Source organism: Achromobacter ruhlandii (genome assembly GCF_002082135.1).
GTDB lineage: Bacteria > Pseudomonadota > Gammaproteobacteria > Burkholderiales > Burkholderiaceae_B > Achromobacter > Achromobacter ruhlandii.
Window position 1 is genome coordinate 3,996,021 of sequence record NZ_CP017433.1, and the last position, 17,090, is coordinate 4,013,110.

The window sequence follows — 17,090 nt, forward strand, 5'->3', positions numbered from 1 at the left end:
GCGGGTTCCTTCAAAGGGATGGCGGACGCGGAAAATTATCCGCGTCGCCCGCGTCGCGCGACAGACACAGAGCCGCAGAAATCCGGGCATAACAGGCGCGCGGTCGGATCAGGCCCGCCAAGCGCCGCGCGATGCTCAGTCGAACACGGGGCGGAAGAAGCTGCGCTCGTAGCTCAGGATGCAGCGCGTGTCCTCGGCGTACTTGAACGCCGCCTGACATTGCGCGTCCTGCATCGACTGCTGGCGATAGCGCTCGTACTCGGCCAGGCTGGGAAACGTGAACAGCGCCAGCGCGATATTGTTGGCGCCCTCGGACGGCAGAAAGTACCCATGGTGCGTGCCGCCGAACTTCTCCACCAGCGGAATCCACATCTTGCCGTAGGCTTCGAATTCCTTGAGGCGGCTGGGGTCGATGACGTAGCGCAGATAGCAGGTAACCATAAAGGCTCCAATAGCGGATGACTGAGGCGCGAACGCGCCGCGGCATCCTAGCTCGCGGGGCGAATCCCGGTCAATCGGTCGAGCGCGGCGGCGGCAGGCCAAGCGCCTGCATGCGCTCGACAAAGCAGCGCGCAACGTCATCCGGCAGGCCGGTGACCGTCACGACGAACGTGTGGTACCACGGATTGGCATGCGCGGTGTCGAACTCGAAAGCCAGCGGGTACTGGTTCCCGCCCGCCGACACCTCACGCAAGGCCTCGGCCACGTGGTCGCCGGCATCATCGAAATTGCCGTGGCCGTATCGCGCCTCGATGTCCTGGCAGGCAAAGCGGTAGCGACGCACGGCGGCATTCGGTTTTGGAACGTGGGGCATGGCGGTCTCGCATCACGGCGGCATGGGCGCCGCCTCCTTTGCGACCATCCCACAGCCATCGCCGCGCGTCAACGCGGCGCCTCGACGCCTTTTGCCGATGCGCCCAAGAACCTGATCCAATCCGTGGAAATCACCGCCGCCAACCTCGAACGCGCCATGCGCTTCTACAGTCAGGTCTTCCCACCGCCGACATGACCCGCGACACCGGCAGAGCGGGCTTTGCCGTTCCCAGGCCCCCGTGCGCCGCTCACGTCACCGCACACGATCCGCACGCGGGCCAGCGCTTCCCGATCCGCGTTACATCCTGATCGACCGCGAGCAAACCTCATTACATTCGCCCATCAATTCCCCACTATCGGCGGTCCGGGCGCGAGGCAGAATCGCGGTGTTGCGCCCCGGCCCCGCCATGGCGACGAACCCCTGCCGGTGTACCCCATGAAGCGGCTGTTGATCTCCCTGCTCTGCTTGTCCTGTACGGGCTGCGGCCTGGCCGCCGCGCCCTGCCGCGTCACGTCCGCCGTCATCAAGATCGTGCCCGTGGTTGGCGGCGTCGCCGCCGCGCCGACGGATGCGTGCGCGGAAATCATCGACTGATGACGCCGGCCGATGGCGGCCCGGCAGCATGGGCCCGCCAGCCTGCTCGCGCGAAAAAACCAATGACAATATCCGCGATCGCCTGACGTTCCTCTGACGGTTGGAACCAATCGTTTCCGATGCGCTCAGCACGTGTAGTTGCCTTCTCAAAGCGCGCGGCCGCTGGATATACTCGCGCACCTGTGCGCACCCTCCAAGGCCTCCCAATGCTGAAACGCATCTGCCGCGTTGTCCCCGCCGTCATGTTGCCCCTGACGCTGTCCGCATGCATGGGACTGTCCGTCTATTCACCCACGCGCAACAAGCTCGACGCCCAGGTGGGCAAGAACATCAAGGAACTGCTGCCGGCCTGGCCTCCCGAGACCGGCGCCAAGCCTTTCGTGAACAAGGTGGACGAAGAAACCACGAGCTATACCTACGTCTATGGCTACCACCCCGGCCATTACGAAGGCCGAGGCTATTCCACCAACGGCCCGATGGGCACGACGTATGGGTCCTACAGCGCCTACGTGCCCGAGTACACCGACTGCGCCGTGATCTTCTACACCGACAAGGCCGGCACGGTGCTGCGCTACGACATGAAGACCAACGGCAAGATCAGCTACAACTCGTGCGGCGAATACATCAGCGGATTCAGATTCTGATTGCGCCGCGGCGATTGGATTGAAGTCCGGCGCAGCCAGCCGGACCGGGCATTCCCTAATCATCCTTCACGCAGGCCAATGAGAAAGGGGGTTAGTGATTTTCATCACTAACCCCCTAGGGTATTGCTGGTCGGGACGGCGGGATTCGAACTCGCGACCCCTTGCACCCCATGCAAGTGCGCTACCAGGCTGCGCTACGCCCCGAAAGAAAAAGAGTATAGCAGACCTAAAAATTGTTTGCACGCATTGGTGCAAAAAAAGTGCCGAATACTCAAAAAAATTTGCCTGCCCCACGCGATGCCCGCAACCCTCGCAGGCAAGGCTCGCGCATGACACGCAAGGGTACTGAATGCCAGACTGAACCACGCGCATGACCGCGCGATGCGACAGACTGAACTAGAGGCACCGCGATTCACGCGCGCCGCGATCAACGACAGCGCGCATGCCACGAAGCATCAATTCGGAAAGACGGATTTGCAATGCCCCGCCGCGGTTCAAGCCGTGGCGCTGGCGCTCACCGCGCTGCCGCTTGACGCCGGCGCGGCCGAGCCGAGCGCCTCGCCCAGCATCGTCGACACACTGCCCAACTCGTTGCGCAGGGCCTGCATCTCGGCGCCGCTCAGGCGCACCGCGGCGTCCTGGTCGTGCGGCGTGTCGCGGGCATCGCCCAGGCGGTTGCGGGCGCCGCTGATGGTGAAGCCTTGTTCGTACAACAAGGAACGGATGCGACGGATCAGCAGCACTTCATGATGCTGGTAGTAGCGACGATTGCCGCGCCGCTTCACCGGCTTGAGCTGCGTGAACTCCTGTTCCCAGTACCGCAAGACATGGGGCTTGACGCCACACAGGTCGCTGACTTCACCGATGGTGAAGTAACGCTTGGCGGGAATGGGCGGTAAGGTAACGGTGGATTCGGTACGTGTCATAAGAGAATTCTATGCCGCGATGCGTCGAGTGCCGATAACAATTACCGACAAAGCGTATCACTCCTCAGCGTCGGGCGCTGCGGGGATGGCCTGCTCCACCACGCTCTTGAGTTTCTGACTGGCGTGGAACGTGACCACGCGGCGTGCGGCGATGGGGATGGTCTCGCCGGTCTTGGGGTTGCGCCCCGGGCGGGGCGGCTTGTCGCGCACCTGGAAATTTCCGAAGCCCGAAAGCTTGACGGAATCGCCGCGCGCCAGGGCGTCGCGGATTTCCTCGAAGAACGTGTCGACGATGTCCTTGGCTTCGCGTTTGTTCAGGCCGACCCGCTCAAAGAGCAGCTCGGCCAGCTCGGCCTTGGTCAGGGTGCGCGGCTCGGCAAGCATACTGTTCCCCATGGTTCAAGCGCGCTGGCGCGCGCCGTGGGCACGGACCAAAGCGTCCTTGATGCGCGCCAGGCAATCGGCCACCCGGGCTTCGTCCAGTGTGACCTCAGTGTCCTGTAGCCAGAAACGGAACGCAAGGCTTTTCTCGGCCACGGGCTGGTCGCCCTGGGCCTTTTCGCGCCAGACGTCGAACAGGCGCACGTCCTGCACCACGGCCAGTTGCGGATCGGCCTTGACCGTCGCCGCCACCGTGTCCAGCATAGACTGCACCGTCACGGGCGCGTCGACCCACAGGGCCAGGTCGCGCACCACCACCGGTTGGCGCGACAGTTCGCGCACCTGCGGCAGTTCGCCTTCGGACAGGGCGTCCACGTCCAGCTCGAACACCACCGGCGCGTGTGCCAGATCGGCCTGTTGCGCCCAGCGCGGATGCAGTTCACCCATCCAGCCGACCAGCTTGCCGTCCAGCGAGATGCGGGCGCTGCGGCCCGGATGCAGCGCGGGATGGGCCGCCGCTTCGAAGCGCAGGCGCGCGCCACGAGCGCCGAACAACGCCTGGACGTCCATCTTCACGTCGAAGAAATCGACCTGTCGGGTGGGCACGCCCCACTGCTCTTCCACCGACGGGCCCCAGGCGGCGCCCGCCAGCTTGAGCGGCTGGCGCACGCCGGCCACTTCCAGCGGACCGTCCTGCGCGGCGTCATCGCGAGCGAAGACGCGGCCAAGCTCGAACAGGCGCACGCGCGTCTGCTTGCGGTTGGCGTTGTGGCGGATGTTGGCCACCAGGCCGGCGATCAGGCTAGACCGCATCACCGACAGGTGGCTGGCGATCGGGTTGACCAGCTTGACCGGCGTATCGTTGCCGGCGTAGTCGCGCTCCCACTCGGCTTCGACGAAGCTGTAGTTGACGACTTCCTGGTAGTCCTGCGCGGCGGCCAGGCGGCGCAGCGCGTGCGGACCACGGCGCACTTCGGGTTGCGAGAACATCTTGGCGCGCGCCAGCGGCGGCACCGTGGGGATGTTCTCGAAACCGTAGATGCGGGCCACTTCTTCGATCAGGTCTTCCTCGATCTCGAGGTCGAAGCGATACGACGGCGGAGCGACGATGAAGTCATCGCCATCGAGCGTGAATTCCAGCCCCAGGCTGCCGAAGATCTTGGCGACTTCGGCCTGCGTGACGGGCACGCCCAGCACGCGGTGGCAGCGCGCCAGGCGCATGCGCACCGGCTCGCGCTTGGGCAGGTTGACGATCTGGTCGTCCAGCGGACCGGCCTGGCCGCCGCAGATGTCGACGATCAGGCGCGTGATGAATTCGATGTGCTGCGGGATCGTGGCGAAGTCCACGCCGCGCTCGCCGCGATGGCTGGCCTCGGAACTGAACTTGAAGCGGCGCGCGCGGCCGGCCAGCGATTGCGGCCACCAGAATGCGGCTTCCAGGTAGATGTTCTGCGTGTCGAGCGTGACCGAGGTGGCCTCGCCGCCCATGATGCCGGCCAGGCTTTCGACCTGATCGCCGGCCACCACCACGCCGACTTTCGAATCCAGCGTGACGGTCTGGCCGTTCAGCAGCTCGAGCGTCTCGCCTTCGCGCGCCCAGCGCACCGACAGGTCGCCATGGATTTTGTCCAGGTCGAACACGTGCGAGGGACGGCCCAGTTCCAGCATGACGTAGTTGGAGATGTCCACCAGCGCCGATACCGAACGCTGGCCGGCGCGCTCCAGGCGCGTCTTCATCCACGCGGGGGTCTGCGCGCGGGCGTTCACGCCGCGGATCACGCGGCCGCCGAAGCGGCCGCACAGGTCGGGCGCCTCGACCTTGACGGGCAGGCGCTCGTCCAGGGTCACGGGCACCGCCTTGGCGGTCGGCACCGACAGCGGCGCGCCGGTCAGCGCGGCCACTTCGCGCGCCACGCCCAGGATCGACAGGCAGTCGGCGCGGTTGGGCGTCATCTTCAGCGTGAAGAGCGTGTCGTCCAGATCCAGCGCTTCGCGGATCGACTGGCCCGGCACCATATCGGCCGGCAGCTCCAGCAGGCCGGCGTGGTCTTGCGACAGGCCCAGTTCGCGCGCCGAGCACAGCATGCCCGACGATTGCACGCCGCGCATCTTGGCCACGCCGATCTTCATGCCACCGGGCAGTTCCGCGCCAACGCGGGCCAGCGGCACCGTCAGGCCGGCGGCCGCATTGGGCGCGCCGCAGACGATCTGCAGCAGCGCGCCGGAGCCATCATCGACTTGGCAGACGCGCAGCTTGTCGGCGTCGGGGTGCGGGGCGATCTCGACGATGTGCGCGACCACCACGCCCGTGAACGCGGGCGCGGCCGGCACGGTGTCTTCGACTTCCAGGCCGGCCATGGTGAGCCGGTGCGCGAGTTCGTCGGTTGCGATCGGAGGATTGACCAGCGTACGCAGCCAGGATTCGGGAAATTGCATGATCTAGCCGTCTGTTATTCGTTGAACTGGCGCAGGAAGCGCAAATCGCCTTCGTAGAACTGGCGCAGGTCGTTGACGCCGTAGCGCAGCATCGTCAGGCGCTCCAGGCCGGAACCGAAGGCAAAGCCGATGTAGCGTTCGGGGTCCAGGCCGAAGTTGCGCACCACCTGCGGGTGCACCTGGCCCGAGCCGGAGATCTCCAGCCAGCGGCCGCGGTTCGGGCCCGACGTGAACATCATGTCGATTTCGGCCGACGGTTCGGTGAACGGGAAGAACGACGGGCGGAAGCGCACGACGAGATCGTCGCTTTCGAAGAAGCAACGCAGGAAATCGGTGTACACGCCCTTCAGGTCGGCGAAAGAGATGTCCTCGGCGATCCAGAGCCCTTCCACCTGGTGGAACATGGGCGAGTGCGTGGCGTCGCTGTCGACGCGGTAGGTGCGCCCAGGCGCGATGACCTTGATGGGCGGCTTGTGCATGCGGGCGTAACGCACCTGCATGGGGCTGGTGTGCGTGCGCAGCAGCAGCGGCAGGCCGTCGGCGTCTTTCATGTCGACGTAGAACGTGTCCTGCATGGAACGCGCCGGATGGTCCAGCGGGTTGTTGAGCGCGGTGAAATTGGTCCAGTCGTTCTCGACTTCGGGGCCGTCGGCCACATCAAAGCCGATGGAGCGGAAGATCTCTTCGACACGCTCCCAGGTCCGGATGACCGGGTGGATGCCGCCCGGCACACGGCCACGGCCCGGCAACGATACATCAATGGTTTCGGACGCCAGGCGGGCATCCAGTTCTGCTTGCACCAGGGCCGCGCGGCGCAGGTTCAGGAGCTCTTCGACCTTCTGCTTGGCCTGATTGATGCGGGCGCCCATGTCGCGCTTCTGCTCGGGATCGAGCTTGCCCAGCCCCTTGAGCAGGACCGTCAGCGCGCCGTCCTTGCCCAGGAAGCGGGCCTTTGCGTTTTCGAGCGCGGCGGCGTTGCTGGCCGCGGCGAACAGTTCCTGTGCCTGGGAAACCAGGTCGTCAACCGATTGAGTCATGAAATCCAGCCTTCAAAACGCAAACGGGGCCATTACAGCCCCGTTTGCAGCGATGCGCGATGAGTTAAAGCGCGCGATCAGGCAGCCAAGGCAGCCTTGGCTTGCTGCACGATGGCGGCAAAGCCGGCCTTGTCGCGCACGGCCAGATCGGCCAGGACCTTGCGGTCGAGTTCGATCGCAGCCTTCTTCAGGCCGGCGATGAACACGCTGTAGCTGACGCCATGTTCGCGGACGGCGGCGTTGATACGCGTGATCCACAGCGCGCGGAACGTGCGCTTCTTGTTGCGGCGGTCGCGGTAGGCGTATTGGCCAGCGCGCATGACCGCTTGCTTGGCGATACGGAACACATTACCGCGGCGGCCACGGTAACCCTTGGCGGCGGAAATGACTTTCTTGTGACGTGCGCGGGCGGTAACGCCGCGTTTGACGCGAGGCATAGTAGATCTCCCTTAGATCAAGCGAAAGGCATCATGGCCTTGACGGAGGCCACGTTGGTTTCATGAACCGCCGCCGAACCGCGCAGCTGGCGCTTGTTCTTGGTGGTCTTCTTGGTCAGGATGTGACGCTTGAACGCCTGACCACGCTTGATGGATCCGCTGCCGCGAACCTGAAAGCGCTTTGCGGCGCTTTTCTTGGTTTTCATCTTGGGCATGATGATTCCCTAAACTGAACGCATTGTTGATTTACATGACGCGAGGTGCTTGTCGCAAGGCGGTTGGCGTCGCCCCGAACCACGAAGGCAGGAACGTTCGACCTACACCATTGCGGCAAAACTTGAGGACCTCTTGCCACTTCTGGGGGTACTACTGGGGGTACTTCTGACGTATTACTCGAATACGCCCCGGGCCATGAATCCCGGCTTGCAGCCATTCGGCTGCCGCCAGGGCATTTGGCCCGGTCTTTCCCGCACCGGCGGCAAAAAAGGTAGCCTGGATCCGGGAAAGCCTTTGATTATATGGTGATTTCCCTGGTTTTGTCGAGCCGGGACACCGGGCCGGACAAAGACATGGCAGCGCAACCAGGGACGGAACCAGGGGAAACGGATCCACGCACCACGGACGCCCCCCGCCCGCGCCGGGGAGGATTCGCGATCATACCCCCGGCCGTCGATACTGCACCGCCTGGGCCACATGGCTGGCCTCCAGCGCATCCGCCTCGTCCAGGTCGGCGATGGTCCGTGCCACCCGCAGGGCGCGATGCAGCGCCCGCCCGGACCCCGCCAATCGCCGCATCGCCTGTAGCAACAGCGCCTGGGCGGACGGGTCCATGGGGCAATGACGCTCCAGTTCGGCGCCGGTCAGGCCGGCATTGGGCTTGCCCTGCCGTGCCACCTGGCGTTCGCGGCAACGCGCCACTCGCGCCCGCACCGGCGCCGAGGCCTCGCCGGGGGGCCCCGCAGGCTGTCCAGATCGGGCGGCGGCAGGGTCACATACAGGTCGATCCGGTCGAGCAGCGGCCCCGAAACCTTGCCTGCATAGCGCGCCACCTGGTCGGGCGTGCACTGGCAGGCGCGGCGAGGATGGCCGCGCCAACCGCAGGGGCAGGGGTTCATCGCCGCCACCAATTGGAAGCGGGCGGGGAACTGCGCGGTATGCAGGGCGCGCGCGATGACCACCCTGCCCGTCTCCAGCGGCTCGCGCAGCGCCTCGAGCGTGCGCCGGCTGAACTCGGGCAGTTCGTCCAGGAACAGCACGCCATGATGGGCCAGGCTGATCTCTCCCGGGCGCGGGCGGCCGCCGCCGCCCACCATGGCGATGGCCGACGCCGAGTGATGCGGGGCGCGAAACGGCGGCGTGCCCATGCGTGTGTCCGGCACACCCGCCACCGCGGCGATGGCCGCGACCTCGAGCGCCTGCGGCCGCGCCAGCGGCGGCAACAGCCCAGGCAGGCGCGCGGCCAGCATGCTCTTGCCGGCCCCCGGGGGTCCGACCATCAGCAGGCTGTGGCCGCCCGCCGCCGCCACCTCCAGGGCGCGCCGCGCCCCAGGCTGGCCCCGCACATCCGACAGGCAGGGCGCCGGCGGCGCCTCGGGCCAGGGGGCTGCAATGGCGTCCGGCAACCCGCACAGGCCCGCCACATGGGCCGCCACGTCCGCCAGGCTGCGGGCCGACAAGACCCGCAGACCCTCGACCCGGGCCGCCTGCTCGGCGCTGCCAGCCGGCAGGATCAGGGTGGCCCCTGGCGACTCCCGGGCCACGCTCAACGCAATCACCAGGGCGGCGGCAACGGGTACCAGCGCGCCCGTCAGCGACAGTTCGCCCGCCAGCACCAGGCCGGCCAGCAGCGGATCCGGCGCGGCCCGGGACAGGTCCCCGTCAGACGAGCTGCCTTCACCCTGCGGCGCCAACTGCCCGGCGGCCAACAGCAGGCCCACGGCGATGGGCAGGTCGAAGCGGCCGGATTCCTTGGGGATGTCGGCCGGCGACAGATTGACCGTGATGCGGCCAGCGGGAAAGTTGAAGCCGCTGTTGATGATGGCGGCGCGCACGCGCTCGCGGCTTTCCCGGACCTCGGTGTCGGGCAGCCCGACCACATTGAAGCTGGGCAGGCCCGGCCCCAGGTGAGTCTCGACCCGCACCGCGTGGGCGTGCAGGCCGCTGAGGGTGCGGCTGGCGATTACGGCAAGCGTCAAGACGGTCTCCGGTGGCGATCGAAGACCAGTATGCCGGAAACGAAAACGGCCGCGGAAGCGGCCGTGGCAAAAGTGTCCCGCGCGGATTACTTGTCCAGGGCGGACAGGCGCGACTCCAGCTGCTCGACGGTGGCGGCCAATTGGTCGACGCGGGCGCGGGTGCGCGCCAGCAGGTCGGCCTGCACGTCAAACTCTTCGCGGGTGACCAGATCGAGCTTCGAAAACGCCTGCGTCATCATGGCGCGCACGTTGCGCTCGACATCCGCGGCCGGGCTGCGGGCGATCAGGTCGGAAATGTTCTTCTGGATGTCTTCCATCCACTGGGTGCGATTGTTCATAGCGGCCTCACGTGTTCTTGATGCCTCAAGTGTAGTGCTTTCCCGGCGCGCCCCGCAGGCAAAAAAAGAGGGCGGGCCGCATGCGGTGACCGCCCATCAAAGCACAGGAGAAAACCGGGCCGCCTTGGGGGCGACCCCCTACCAACATCTTTACTTGCAGCCCATCTGCGAAGCGGACTGCGCAAACAGGTCCGCCGACTGCTTGCACTGGGCCGCCAGCTGCGTCTTGTCGCTGATCGTGGCCCACTGGGTCTTGGCCGCATCGAGCTGCTGCTTGAAGCTGGCCGCGGCGGGATTGGAGGCGCCGAGCTTGTCCATGCATGCGCTGACCTTGGTCAGATAGGCATCGCATTCGGCAGGCAGGCCGGCGGTGGCGCCAGCAGGCGCGCCCGAGCTGGACGGCGCGGTGGTGGCCGGCGGCGTGGTCGCCGCGGGCGGCGTGCCAGGCGTCGTGGTCGACGGTGCTGGCGTGGTCGAAGCCGCGGGCGGCGCGACTTTTTCGTCGCTCTTGTTGCAGCCAGCCAGGGCAGCCAGCGCGGCGGTCAAGGCCAACACGGCGAAGGTTTTGCGTTGGGTCGTCATCATTCCTCTTTCCTTTCTTGCTTTTTGGTATTCAGAGAGCCGCAACGCCGGAACCCTGTTGCCGCGGCCCGATCAGGCCCAGATACCGCCATGAGCTGGACTTGATTCTTCTTCACCCAACCTTTGGCAACAAGCTTATGCGTGTAAACCCTCGTATCACTCCCCGCCCCCGTTTTATGGATCGTTCCGGCCTGCTTTCAAACGCCTGACAGATATCGTTCCTGCCGCGTGAAGCCCGGCCAGCAAGGTTCCCCGGCCCGCGAGCCCTGCCCACCGGATGACCGAGCGCCAACGGATCAACACGACAAATCGCAACAGGGCTGGCATCAACTCGCAACAAATGGCGGCGTGGAAACATATTCCGTTGCATCCCTCACGGACCACGACATGCACCGAATTGAGGCTGACGTATGGTGCACGACGCACTATATTGGTGCGCACAGGCACAATAAAAGCGCCTGCCCTCCCGCCCTGCGGGTGCCGCCCATGGTGGCATGGAATTTGCTTGATGGACGATGCCAACGTGCAACCATGAGAGGAAATGCCATGAAACTCATCATCGCCATCATCAAGCCCTTCAAGCTCGACGAAGTGCGGGTGGCTCTATCCGGAATCGGCGTCCAGGGCCTCACCGTTACCGAAGTGAAAGGGTTCGGGCGCCAGAAGGGCCACACCGAGCTGTATCGCGGCGCGGAATACGCGGTCGACTTCCTGCCGAAGCTGCGCGTCGAAGCCGCCGTGCCCGACCACCTGGTCGACCAGGTCATCGAAGCCATTGAACAAGCCGCCCGCACCGGCAAGATCGGCGACGGCAAGATCTTCGCCGCCCCCCTTGAACAAGTGATCCGTATCCGCACGGGCGAAGCCGGCGAAGCTGCGCTGTAGACAAATAAGAAAGACTCATTGGAGCCTGAAAATGGATAAAGCAGATATCTCCTGGTTGCTCGTCTCTACCCTTCTCGTATTGATGATGGCCGTACCCGGTCTGGCGATGTTCTACGGCGGCCTGGTACGCAGCAAGAACGTGCTGTCGGTGCTGCTGCAAGTGATGTGCACGTTCGTGCTGGGCCTGGTCCTCTGGTTCATCTACGGTTATTCCCTTGCCTTCACCGAAGGCAACGCGTTCTTCGGCGGCCTCTCGCGCGCCTTCTTCTCGGGCATGTTCAATCCAGCGGATGGCAAGTACGCCATGTCGAACTCGCTGACCGAACTGCTGTTCGCCTCGTTCCAGGCCACCTTCGCCGGCATCACCTGCGCGCTGATCGTCGGCAGCTTCGCCGAGCGCGCCCGCTTCTCGGCGGTGCTGGTGTTCACGGTGATCTGGTTCACCTTCGCCTATATTCCCATCGCGCACATGGTCTGGTTCGCGTCCGAAACGGCCCCGGGCCTGCTCAACGCCAAGGGCGCGCTGGACTTCGCCGGCGGCACCGTGGTGCACATCAATGCCGGCGTGGCCGGTCTGGTGGGCGCCTACGTGGTCGGCAAGCGCGTCGGCTACGGCCGCGAAGCCATGCAGCCGCACAACCTGCCGATGACCTTCGTCGGCGCCGCGCTGCTGTGGGTGGGCTGGTTCGGCTTCAATGCCGGCTCCGCCCTGGCCGCCAACGAAAACGCCACCCTGGCCTTCTTCAACACCATGATCGCCACCGCTGGCGCCGTGCTGGCCTGGCTGTTCACGGAATGGGCCATCAAGGGCAAGCCCTCGATGCTGGGCGCCGCCTCCGGCGCGGTCGCCGGCCTGGTGGGCATCACCCCGGCGGCCGGTCTGGTCGGCCCGGTGGGCGCGCTGATCATCGGCGTGGTCGCCGGCGTGGTCTGCGTGTGGGGCGTCAATGGCCTGAAGCGCCTGCTGCGCGCCGATGACGCGCTGGACGTGTTCGGCGTGCACGGCGTGGGCGGCATTGTCGGCGCCCTGCTGACCGGCGTCTTCAATGCCCAGGTCCTGGGCGGCCCCGGCCTGGCGGAACCCGGCATGATCCTGGGCCAACTGTGGGTGCAGCTTGAAGGCGTGCTGCTGACCATCGTCTGGTCCGGCGTGGTCGCCTGGATCGCCTACAAGATCGCCAACGCCCTGTGCGGCCTGCGCGTGCCGGAAGACCAGGAACGCGAAGGGCTGGACGTCACCAGCCACGGCGAATCGGCCTACCACAGCTGATCGTCACCCCCGCCCGCTGCCGGGCGGGGCCATGGGAAGCCCCCTCTTTGCAGGGGGCTTTTTTTCGTCCGGGCAATGCCGTTTCGAAGGCCGGACCAGACGCAAGCGGCCTGCACCTCCAAGGTGCCCCCCCCACCGCGCCCGCCGGCGCAAAAAAAGCCCGGCGCATGCGCCGGGCTTTCCGTTCGCTGGGGCAATGCCCCGGCGTCAGCGGCTCTCAGGCCAGATCGAGCGTATCCAAATCCACCGGCAAGGCCCGGTTCAAGGCGCTGGCCACCTTCACGCGCAGCGCATTGGTGTGCGCCCGGCGCACTTCCCGTTTCACGTCCAGCAGTTGCTGTGGATGCATGGAAAACTCGGTCAGGCCGAGCCCCAGCAGCAACCGCGTCATGCGCGAATCGCCAGCCATTTCGCCGCATACCGCAACCGGCTTGCCGGCTCGCTCGCCGGCATTGATGGTGTGGGCCACCAGCCGCAGCACCGCCGGATGCAGCGGATCGTAGAGCGACGCCACGTCGTGATCGCCGCGGTCGATGGCCAGCGTGTACTGGATCAGGTCATTGGTGCCGATCGACAGGAAATCCAGCGCCTGCGCGAAGGGTTCAATGGCGATGGCGATGGCCGGCACCTCGACCATGGCGCCCACTTCCATGTGCGCCGCGTAGGCCTGGCCGCGCGCATCCAGCTCGCGCCGGGCCGACTCGATGGCGGCCCGCGTCGCCACCACCTCGTGCATGTGGGCGATCATCGGGATCAACAACCGCACCGGCCCGTGGGCCGAGGCCCTCAGGATGGCGCGCAGCTGCGTCGCGAACATCTCCGGACGCGCCAGGCAGTAACGGATGGCGCGCTGCCCCAGCGCCGGATTGGTGGCCACCGTGGCTTCGCCGTCCAGCGTCTTGTCCGAGCCGATGTCGAGCGTGCGGATGGTAACGGGACGGCCCGCCATCACTTTCACGACGGACGAATAGGCCTCGTACTGCTCTTCCTCGCCCGGCAGATCCGGACGTCCCATGAACAGGAATTCGCTGCGGAACAGGCCGATGCCGTGCGCTCCGGCGGCCAAGGCCAGCGCGGCCTCTTCAGGCAGCTCGATGTTGGCGTGCAACACGATGTCGATGCCATCGAGGGTGACCGATGGCTCATCCCGCAGCAAGCTGAGTTCGGCGCGCTCATCGGCGTAGGCGGCCTGGCGGCGGCGGTATTCCTGCAGGATGCGTTCCGACGGATTGACCACCACGGCGCCGGCGGCGCCGTCGATGATCAGCATGTCGCCATCGCGCACCAGCTCACGCACGTTGCCCATGGCCACCACGGCCGGCACGCCCATGCTGCGCGCCACGATGGCGGTGTGCGAGGTCGGCCCGCCCAGGTCGGTGACGAAAGCGGCGAAGCGCCCGCCGCGCAGGCGCAGCATGTCGGCCGGCGAGATGTCGTGCGCCACCACCACCAGCGCCTCGTCGCCGCCCATGTGCGACATGTCCGGCAGGATGGCCGAGGTGCCCGACAGCACGTGCAGCACCCGCTCGATCACCTGGCGCACGTCGGCGCCGCGCTCGCGCAGGTACTCGTCTTCCATGGCGTCGAACTGCTGGCCCAGGATCTGGCCCTGCGTGGTCAGCGCCCATTCGGCGTTGTAGTGGCGCTCGGCGATCAGCGCCAGCGTCTGCTCGGCCAGCAGCGGGTCGCCGAGCAGCAGGCTGTGCACGTTCAACATGGCGCCCAGCTCGCGCGGCGCGTCGGCCGGCAGGGTGTCGGCCAGCAGCCGCAGTTCCTGCTGCGCCGAGGCCAGCGCCTCGGTCAGGCGGCTGCTCTCGGCCGATACGTCCTCGGGCGCGATACGGTAGTGCGCGACTTCCAGCGCCGCCGCGCCCATGACCACCGCGCGGCCGATGGCGTAGCCGCGGGCCACGCCCTTGCCGTACAAACAAATAACGGGGCTGGCAGAGCCAGCCCCGTCATGCGTCTGAGCCGCGGCATCAGCCGCGGACATGCCGGCCCGGACGACGTCCGGGCCGGCGGATTCGGAAGCGCTGCTATTCCTGTTCACCGAATTTGCTGTCGAACAGAGTTTCAATTTCAGAGAGCGCCTGCTCGGCATCGCTGCCTGACGCCTCCAGCTTGACCGTTACGCCCAGCCCGGCGGCCAGCATCATGACGCCCATGATGCTCTTGGCATTCACGCGTTGCGCGCCCCGCGAAATGAAGATCTCGCTGGAGAACTTGCTGGCCAGTTGCGTCAACTTGGCGGCCGCCCGCGCATGCAAACCCAGTTTATTGCTGATGACAATGTCTGTATTAGGCATAGGAATTATGGTGACCGCGGCATCACACCGCAGTTGGTGATTGCAGCAAATTGTCCAAGCGCTCGTCGGCTTGAAATATTAGCCGAAATAATAGGACAAGTTCCTGCCCGTCAGTCTACCCGCAACACCCCTTGCACCCCGCCCGCCAGCGCTTTCTCGCGCGTCTCGGCCAGCGAGAGACCGCGGTAGGTCAGCGCGCGCAGCAACATGGGGGTATTCAGGCCGGCCAGCACACAGCACTGGATGCCCTGCGCCTGGGCGTCAGCCACGGCCCGCTTCGAGATATTGGCAGGGGTGGCGCCGATCAGGTCGGTCAGCACCAGCACCCCGCCGCCATGGTCCTGCTCGAGGATGTCCTTGAGCACCGCGGGCGCCAGGTCGTCGGGCCGATCCTCGGGCTGGATGTCGTGAATCGCCAGCATGCCGTCGAGGTTGCCCATGACGTGGCTGGCGCATTCGCGCATGGCCGCGCCCAGGGGCGCGTGCACGACGATGACAATACCCGTGGTCATGACCGGATCCAGGAAAATCAGGCCGCAGCCGGCGCCGAGACGCCGGCCGCCACCGCTTTTTCGAGCGCCTGGACGAACATGCCGGCGACGTCGAAACCGGTCTGTTCGGCGATTTCCACGAAACAGGTGGGGCTGGTGACATTGACCTCGGTGACGTAGTCGCCGATGACGTCCAGGCCGACCAGCAGCAGGCCGCGCGCGGCCAGCTTGGGCGCGACGGCCTCGGCGATCTCGCGGTCGCGCGGCGACAGCGGCTGCGCCACGCCCCGGCCACCGGCGGCCAGGTTGCCACGGGTTTCGCCGGCCAGCGGAATGCGCGCCAGCGAATACGGCACCGGCTCGCCGCCGATCAGCAGGATGCGCTTGTCGCCCTTGACGATCTCGGGAATGTAACGCTGCGCCATGATGGTGCGCGCACCGTTGTCGGTGAGCGTTTCCAGGATGGCGTTGAGGTTCGGGTCCTTGGGCTGCAGGCGGAACACGCCGGTGCCGCCCATGCCGTCCAGCGGCTTGACGATGACGTCGTGGTGCGTGTCGTGGAAGGCCTTCAGGCGCGCCATGTTGCGCGTCACCAGCGTCGGCGCGGTGAACTCGCTGATCTCGGTGATGGCCAGCTTTTCGGGATGGTTGCGGATCGCCGCGCCACTGTTGAACACCTTGGCGCCCTGCGCCTGGGCGTATTCGAGCAGGTGGGTGGAATACACGTATTCCATGTCGAAAGGCGGGTCTTTGCGCATCACCACCGCGCCGAAATCGGCCAGCGGCAGGTCCTGCTGCGCCGATTCGCGCCACCAGTCATGGCCGTGCAGGTCGGCGCCTGCCACCAGCTCGATCGGCGTGGTGACGGCCTTGACCGTGCCGGTCTCGATGTACAGGTCGCCCTGCATGGCCACGCTGAGCGTATGGCCGCGCGCCACCAGGGCACGCATCATGGCGACAGAACTGTCCTTGTACGCCTTCAAGAGCGGCAAGGGATCCAAAACGAACAAAACATGCATCGCGACACCCCGAACGTACACCGCCTTCCCTTTCGGGAAGGCGGCTATCTATGACATCGTAGCGCAGAGCCGCCCAATAAGCGAACCCGCCGAACATGGGCTGGACGGCGGGTCGCGGGGCAGGAGCGGCCAGGCCTTCCCGGACGGGAAGGCCGGCAGGAGCCTTATGCCGCCGATTCCGGCTTGCCCGCGGGGGCAGCCTTCTTCTTGGGCGCCAGCACCATGACCATCTGACGGCCTTCGAGCTTCGGCATGGCTTCGACCTGGGCCAATTCCAGCAGATCGTCGCGCACACGCTCAAGTACCCGCATGCCCAGTTCCTGGTGAGCCATTTCACGGCCACGGAACCGCAGCGTCACCTTGGCCTTGTCGCCTTCCTCGAGGAAGCGGCGCAGGTTGCGCAGCTTGACCTGGTAGTCGCCCTCGTCGGTGGCCGGACGGAATTTGACTTCCTTGACCTGGATGACCTTCTGCTTCGAACGAGCTTCGGCCTGACGCTTCTGCTCTTGGTACTTGAACTTACCGTAGTCCATCAAACGGCAGACCGGCGGCTCGGCGTTCGGCGCGATTTCCACCAGATCCACGTCGTTTTGCTCGGAAAGACGGAACGCGTCGGCAATCTTGACGATGCCCAGCTGTTCTCCGTCCAGACCTATCAGGCGCACCTCGGGGACGCGGATTTCACCGTTGATGCGATTGGCTTTTTCAGTGGCGATGTTGAAAGCTCCTAGAAAT

General features: G+C 65.9%; 19 protein-coding genes, 1 tRNA gene and 1 pseudogene. 4 read left to right on the forward strand and 17 right to left on the reverse strand.

Features of this window, described 5'->3' with window-relative positions; translation table 11 throughout:
- Positions 1 to 135 precede the first annotated feature (135 nt).
- A complete protein-coding gene (locus AruCF_RS17975) occupies positions 136 to 441 on the reverse strand; it encodes an NIPSNAP family protein (RefSeq protein ID WP_006388009.1) in 306 nt (101 codons plus the stop codon).
- Between the two features lie 70 nt (positions 442 to 511).
- Positions 512 to 814 carry a hypothetical protein gene (locus tag AruCF_RS17980; protein WP_063569742.1) on the reverse strand — a complete coding sequence of 101 codons (303 nt, stop codon included), beginning with the start codon at positions 812 to 814 and terminating at the stop codon, positions 512 to 514.
- Between the two features lie 435 nt (positions 815 to 1,249).
- Here AruCF_RS17980 and AruCF_RS17985 point away from each other — a divergent pair, with 435 nt between their 5' ends.
- Both AruCF_RS17985 and AruCF_RS17990 read left to right on the forward strand, forming a co-directional pair.
- Complete coding sequence (locus AruCF_RS17985) at positions 1,250 to 1,408, forward strand: DUF6726 family protein (RefSeq protein ID WP_049075025.1); 159 nt, start codon at positions 1,250 to 1,252, stop codon at positions 1,406 to 1,408.
- Between the two features lie 206 nt (positions 1,409 to 1,614).
- Positions 1,615 to 2,052: a hypothetical protein gene (locus tag AruCF_RS17990; protein WP_232732897.1), complete on the forward strand. Its 438-nt coding sequence runs from the start codon at positions 1,615 to 1,617 to the stop codon at positions 2,050 to 2,052.
- Between the two features lie 127 nt (positions 2,053 to 2,179).
- Here AruCF_RS17990 and AruCF_RS17995 read toward each other — a convergent pair.
- The 10 genes and pseudogenes from AruCF_RS17995 to AruCF_RS18040 form a co-directional block, all read right to left on the reverse strand.
- Positions 2,180 to 2,256: transfer RNA gene (locus AruCF_RS17995), tRNA-Pro, on the reverse strand.
- Positions 2,257 to 2,546: 290 nt separating this feature from the next.
- Positions 2,547 to 2,978, reverse strand: coding sequence for a MerR family transcriptional regulator (locus AruCF_RS18000; RefSeq protein WP_049075028.1), 432 nt, complete (start codon positions 2,976 to 2,978; stop codon positions 2,547 to 2,549).
- Positions 2,979 to 3,035: 57 nt separating this feature from the next.
- Complete coding sequence (locus tag AruCF_RS18005; RefSeq protein WP_080977459.1) at positions 3,036 to 3,374, reverse strand: integration host factor subunit alpha; 339 nt, start codon at positions 3,372 to 3,374, stop codon at positions 3,036 to 3,038.
- A 3-nt stretch (positions 3,375 to 3,377) separates the two neighbouring features.
- Positions 3,378 to 5,795 carry a phenylalanine--tRNA ligase subunit beta gene (gene pheT, locus AruCF_RS18010; RefSeq protein ID WP_049075033.1) on the reverse strand — a complete coding sequence of 806 codons (2,418 nt, stop codon included), beginning with the start codon at positions 5,793 to 5,795 and terminating at the stop codon, positions 3,378 to 3,380.
- Positions 5,796 to 5,809: 14 nt separating this feature from the next.
- Entirely contained in the window at positions 5,810 to 6,832 is a 1,023-nt protein-coding gene (gene pheS, locus AruCF_RS18015) for a phenylalanine--tRNA ligase subunit alpha (protein ID WP_049075035.1), read from the reverse strand.
- Between the two features lie 77 nt (positions 6,833 to 6,909).
- On the reverse strand, positions 6,910 to 7,269 hold the full coding sequence (rplT, locus tag AruCF_RS18020) for a 50S ribosomal protein L20 (protein ID WP_006387998.1): 360 nt from the start codon (positions 7,267 to 7,269) through the stop codon (positions 6,910 to 6,912).
- A gap of 17 nt (positions 7,270 to 7,286) precedes the next feature.
- Positions 7,287 to 7,484 (reverse strand): 50S ribosomal protein L35, encoded by a 198-nt coding sequence (rpmI, locus tag AruCF_RS18025; protein ID WP_006387997.1) that lies wholly within the window; start codon positions 7,482 to 7,484, stop codon positions 7,287 to 7,289.
- Between the two features lie 439 nt (positions 7,485 to 7,923).
- Positions 7,924 to 9,464, reverse strand: a pseudogene (locus AruCF_RS18030) (YifB family Mg chelatase-like AAA ATPase).
- An 86-nt stretch (positions 9,465 to 9,550) separates the two neighbouring features.
- Positions 9,551 to 9,802: an accessory factor UbiK family protein gene (locus AruCF_RS18035; RefSeq protein ID WP_006394062.1), complete on the reverse strand. Its 252-nt coding sequence runs from the start codon at positions 9,800 to 9,802 to the stop codon at positions 9,551 to 9,553.
- 150 nt (positions 9,803 to 9,952) lie between these two features.
- Positions 9,953 to 10,387, reverse strand: coding sequence for a DUF5339 family protein (locus AruCF_RS18040; RefSeq protein WP_049075039.1), 435 nt, complete (start codon positions 10,385 to 10,387; stop codon positions 9,953 to 9,955).
- A gap of 543 nt (positions 10,388 to 10,930) precedes the next feature.
- On the opposite strand from AruCF_RS18040, the gene AruCF_RS18045 reads away from it, so the two are divergent.
- Both AruCF_RS18045 and amt read left to right on the forward strand, forming a co-directional pair.
- Entirely contained in the window at positions 10,931 to 11,269 is a 339-nt protein-coding gene (locus AruCF_RS18045) for a P-II family nitrogen regulator (RefSeq protein ID WP_006218735.1), read from the forward strand.
- Positions 11,270 to 11,300: 31 nt separating this feature from the next.
- Positions 11,301 to 12,539 carry an ammonium transporter gene (gene amt / locus AruCF_RS18050; protein ID WP_049075040.1) on the forward strand — a complete coding sequence of 413 codons (1,239 nt, stop codon included), beginning with the start codon at positions 11,301 to 11,303 and terminating at the stop codon, positions 12,537 to 12,539.
- A gap of 217 nt (positions 12,540 to 12,756) precedes the next feature.
- On the opposite strand, the gene ptsP is transcribed toward amt, so the two are convergent.
- The 5 genes from ptsP to infC form a co-directional block, all read right to left on the reverse strand.
- Positions 12,757 to 14,451 (reverse strand): phosphoenolpyruvate--protein phosphotransferase, encoded by a 1,695-nt coding sequence (gene ptsP, locus AruCF_RS18055; protein ID WP_144419154.1) that lies wholly within the window; start codon positions 14,449 to 14,451, stop codon positions 12,757 to 12,759.
- 124 nt (positions 14,452 to 14,575) lie between these two features.
- Positions 14,576 to 14,845, reverse strand: coding sequence for an HPr family phosphocarrier protein (locus AruCF_RS18060; RefSeq protein WP_006387993.1), 270 nt, complete (start codon positions 14,843 to 14,845; stop codon positions 14,576 to 14,578).
- Positions 14,846 to 14,955: 110 nt separating this feature from the next.
- Positions 14,956 to 15,357: a PTS sugar transporter subunit IIA gene (locus AruCF_RS18065; RefSeq protein ID WP_049075042.1), complete on the reverse strand. Its 402-nt coding sequence runs from the start codon at positions 15,355 to 15,357 to the stop codon at positions 14,956 to 14,958.
- 17 nt (positions 15,358 to 15,374) lie between these two features.
- On the reverse strand, positions 15,375 to 16,355 hold the full coding sequence (gene gshB / locus AruCF_RS18070) for a glutathione synthase (protein WP_049075043.1): 981 nt from the start codon (positions 16,353 to 16,355) through the stop codon (positions 15,375 to 15,377).
- A gap of 164 nt (positions 16,356 to 16,519) precedes the next feature.
- Positions 16,520 to 17,071 carry a translation initiation factor IF-3 gene (gene infC / locus AruCF_RS18075; RefSeq protein WP_076410237.1) on the reverse strand — a complete coding sequence of 184 codons (552 nt, stop codon included), beginning with the start codon at positions 17,069 to 17,071 and terminating at the stop codon, positions 16,520 to 16,522.
- Between the last annotated feature and the right edge of the window lie 19 nt (positions 17,072 to 17,090).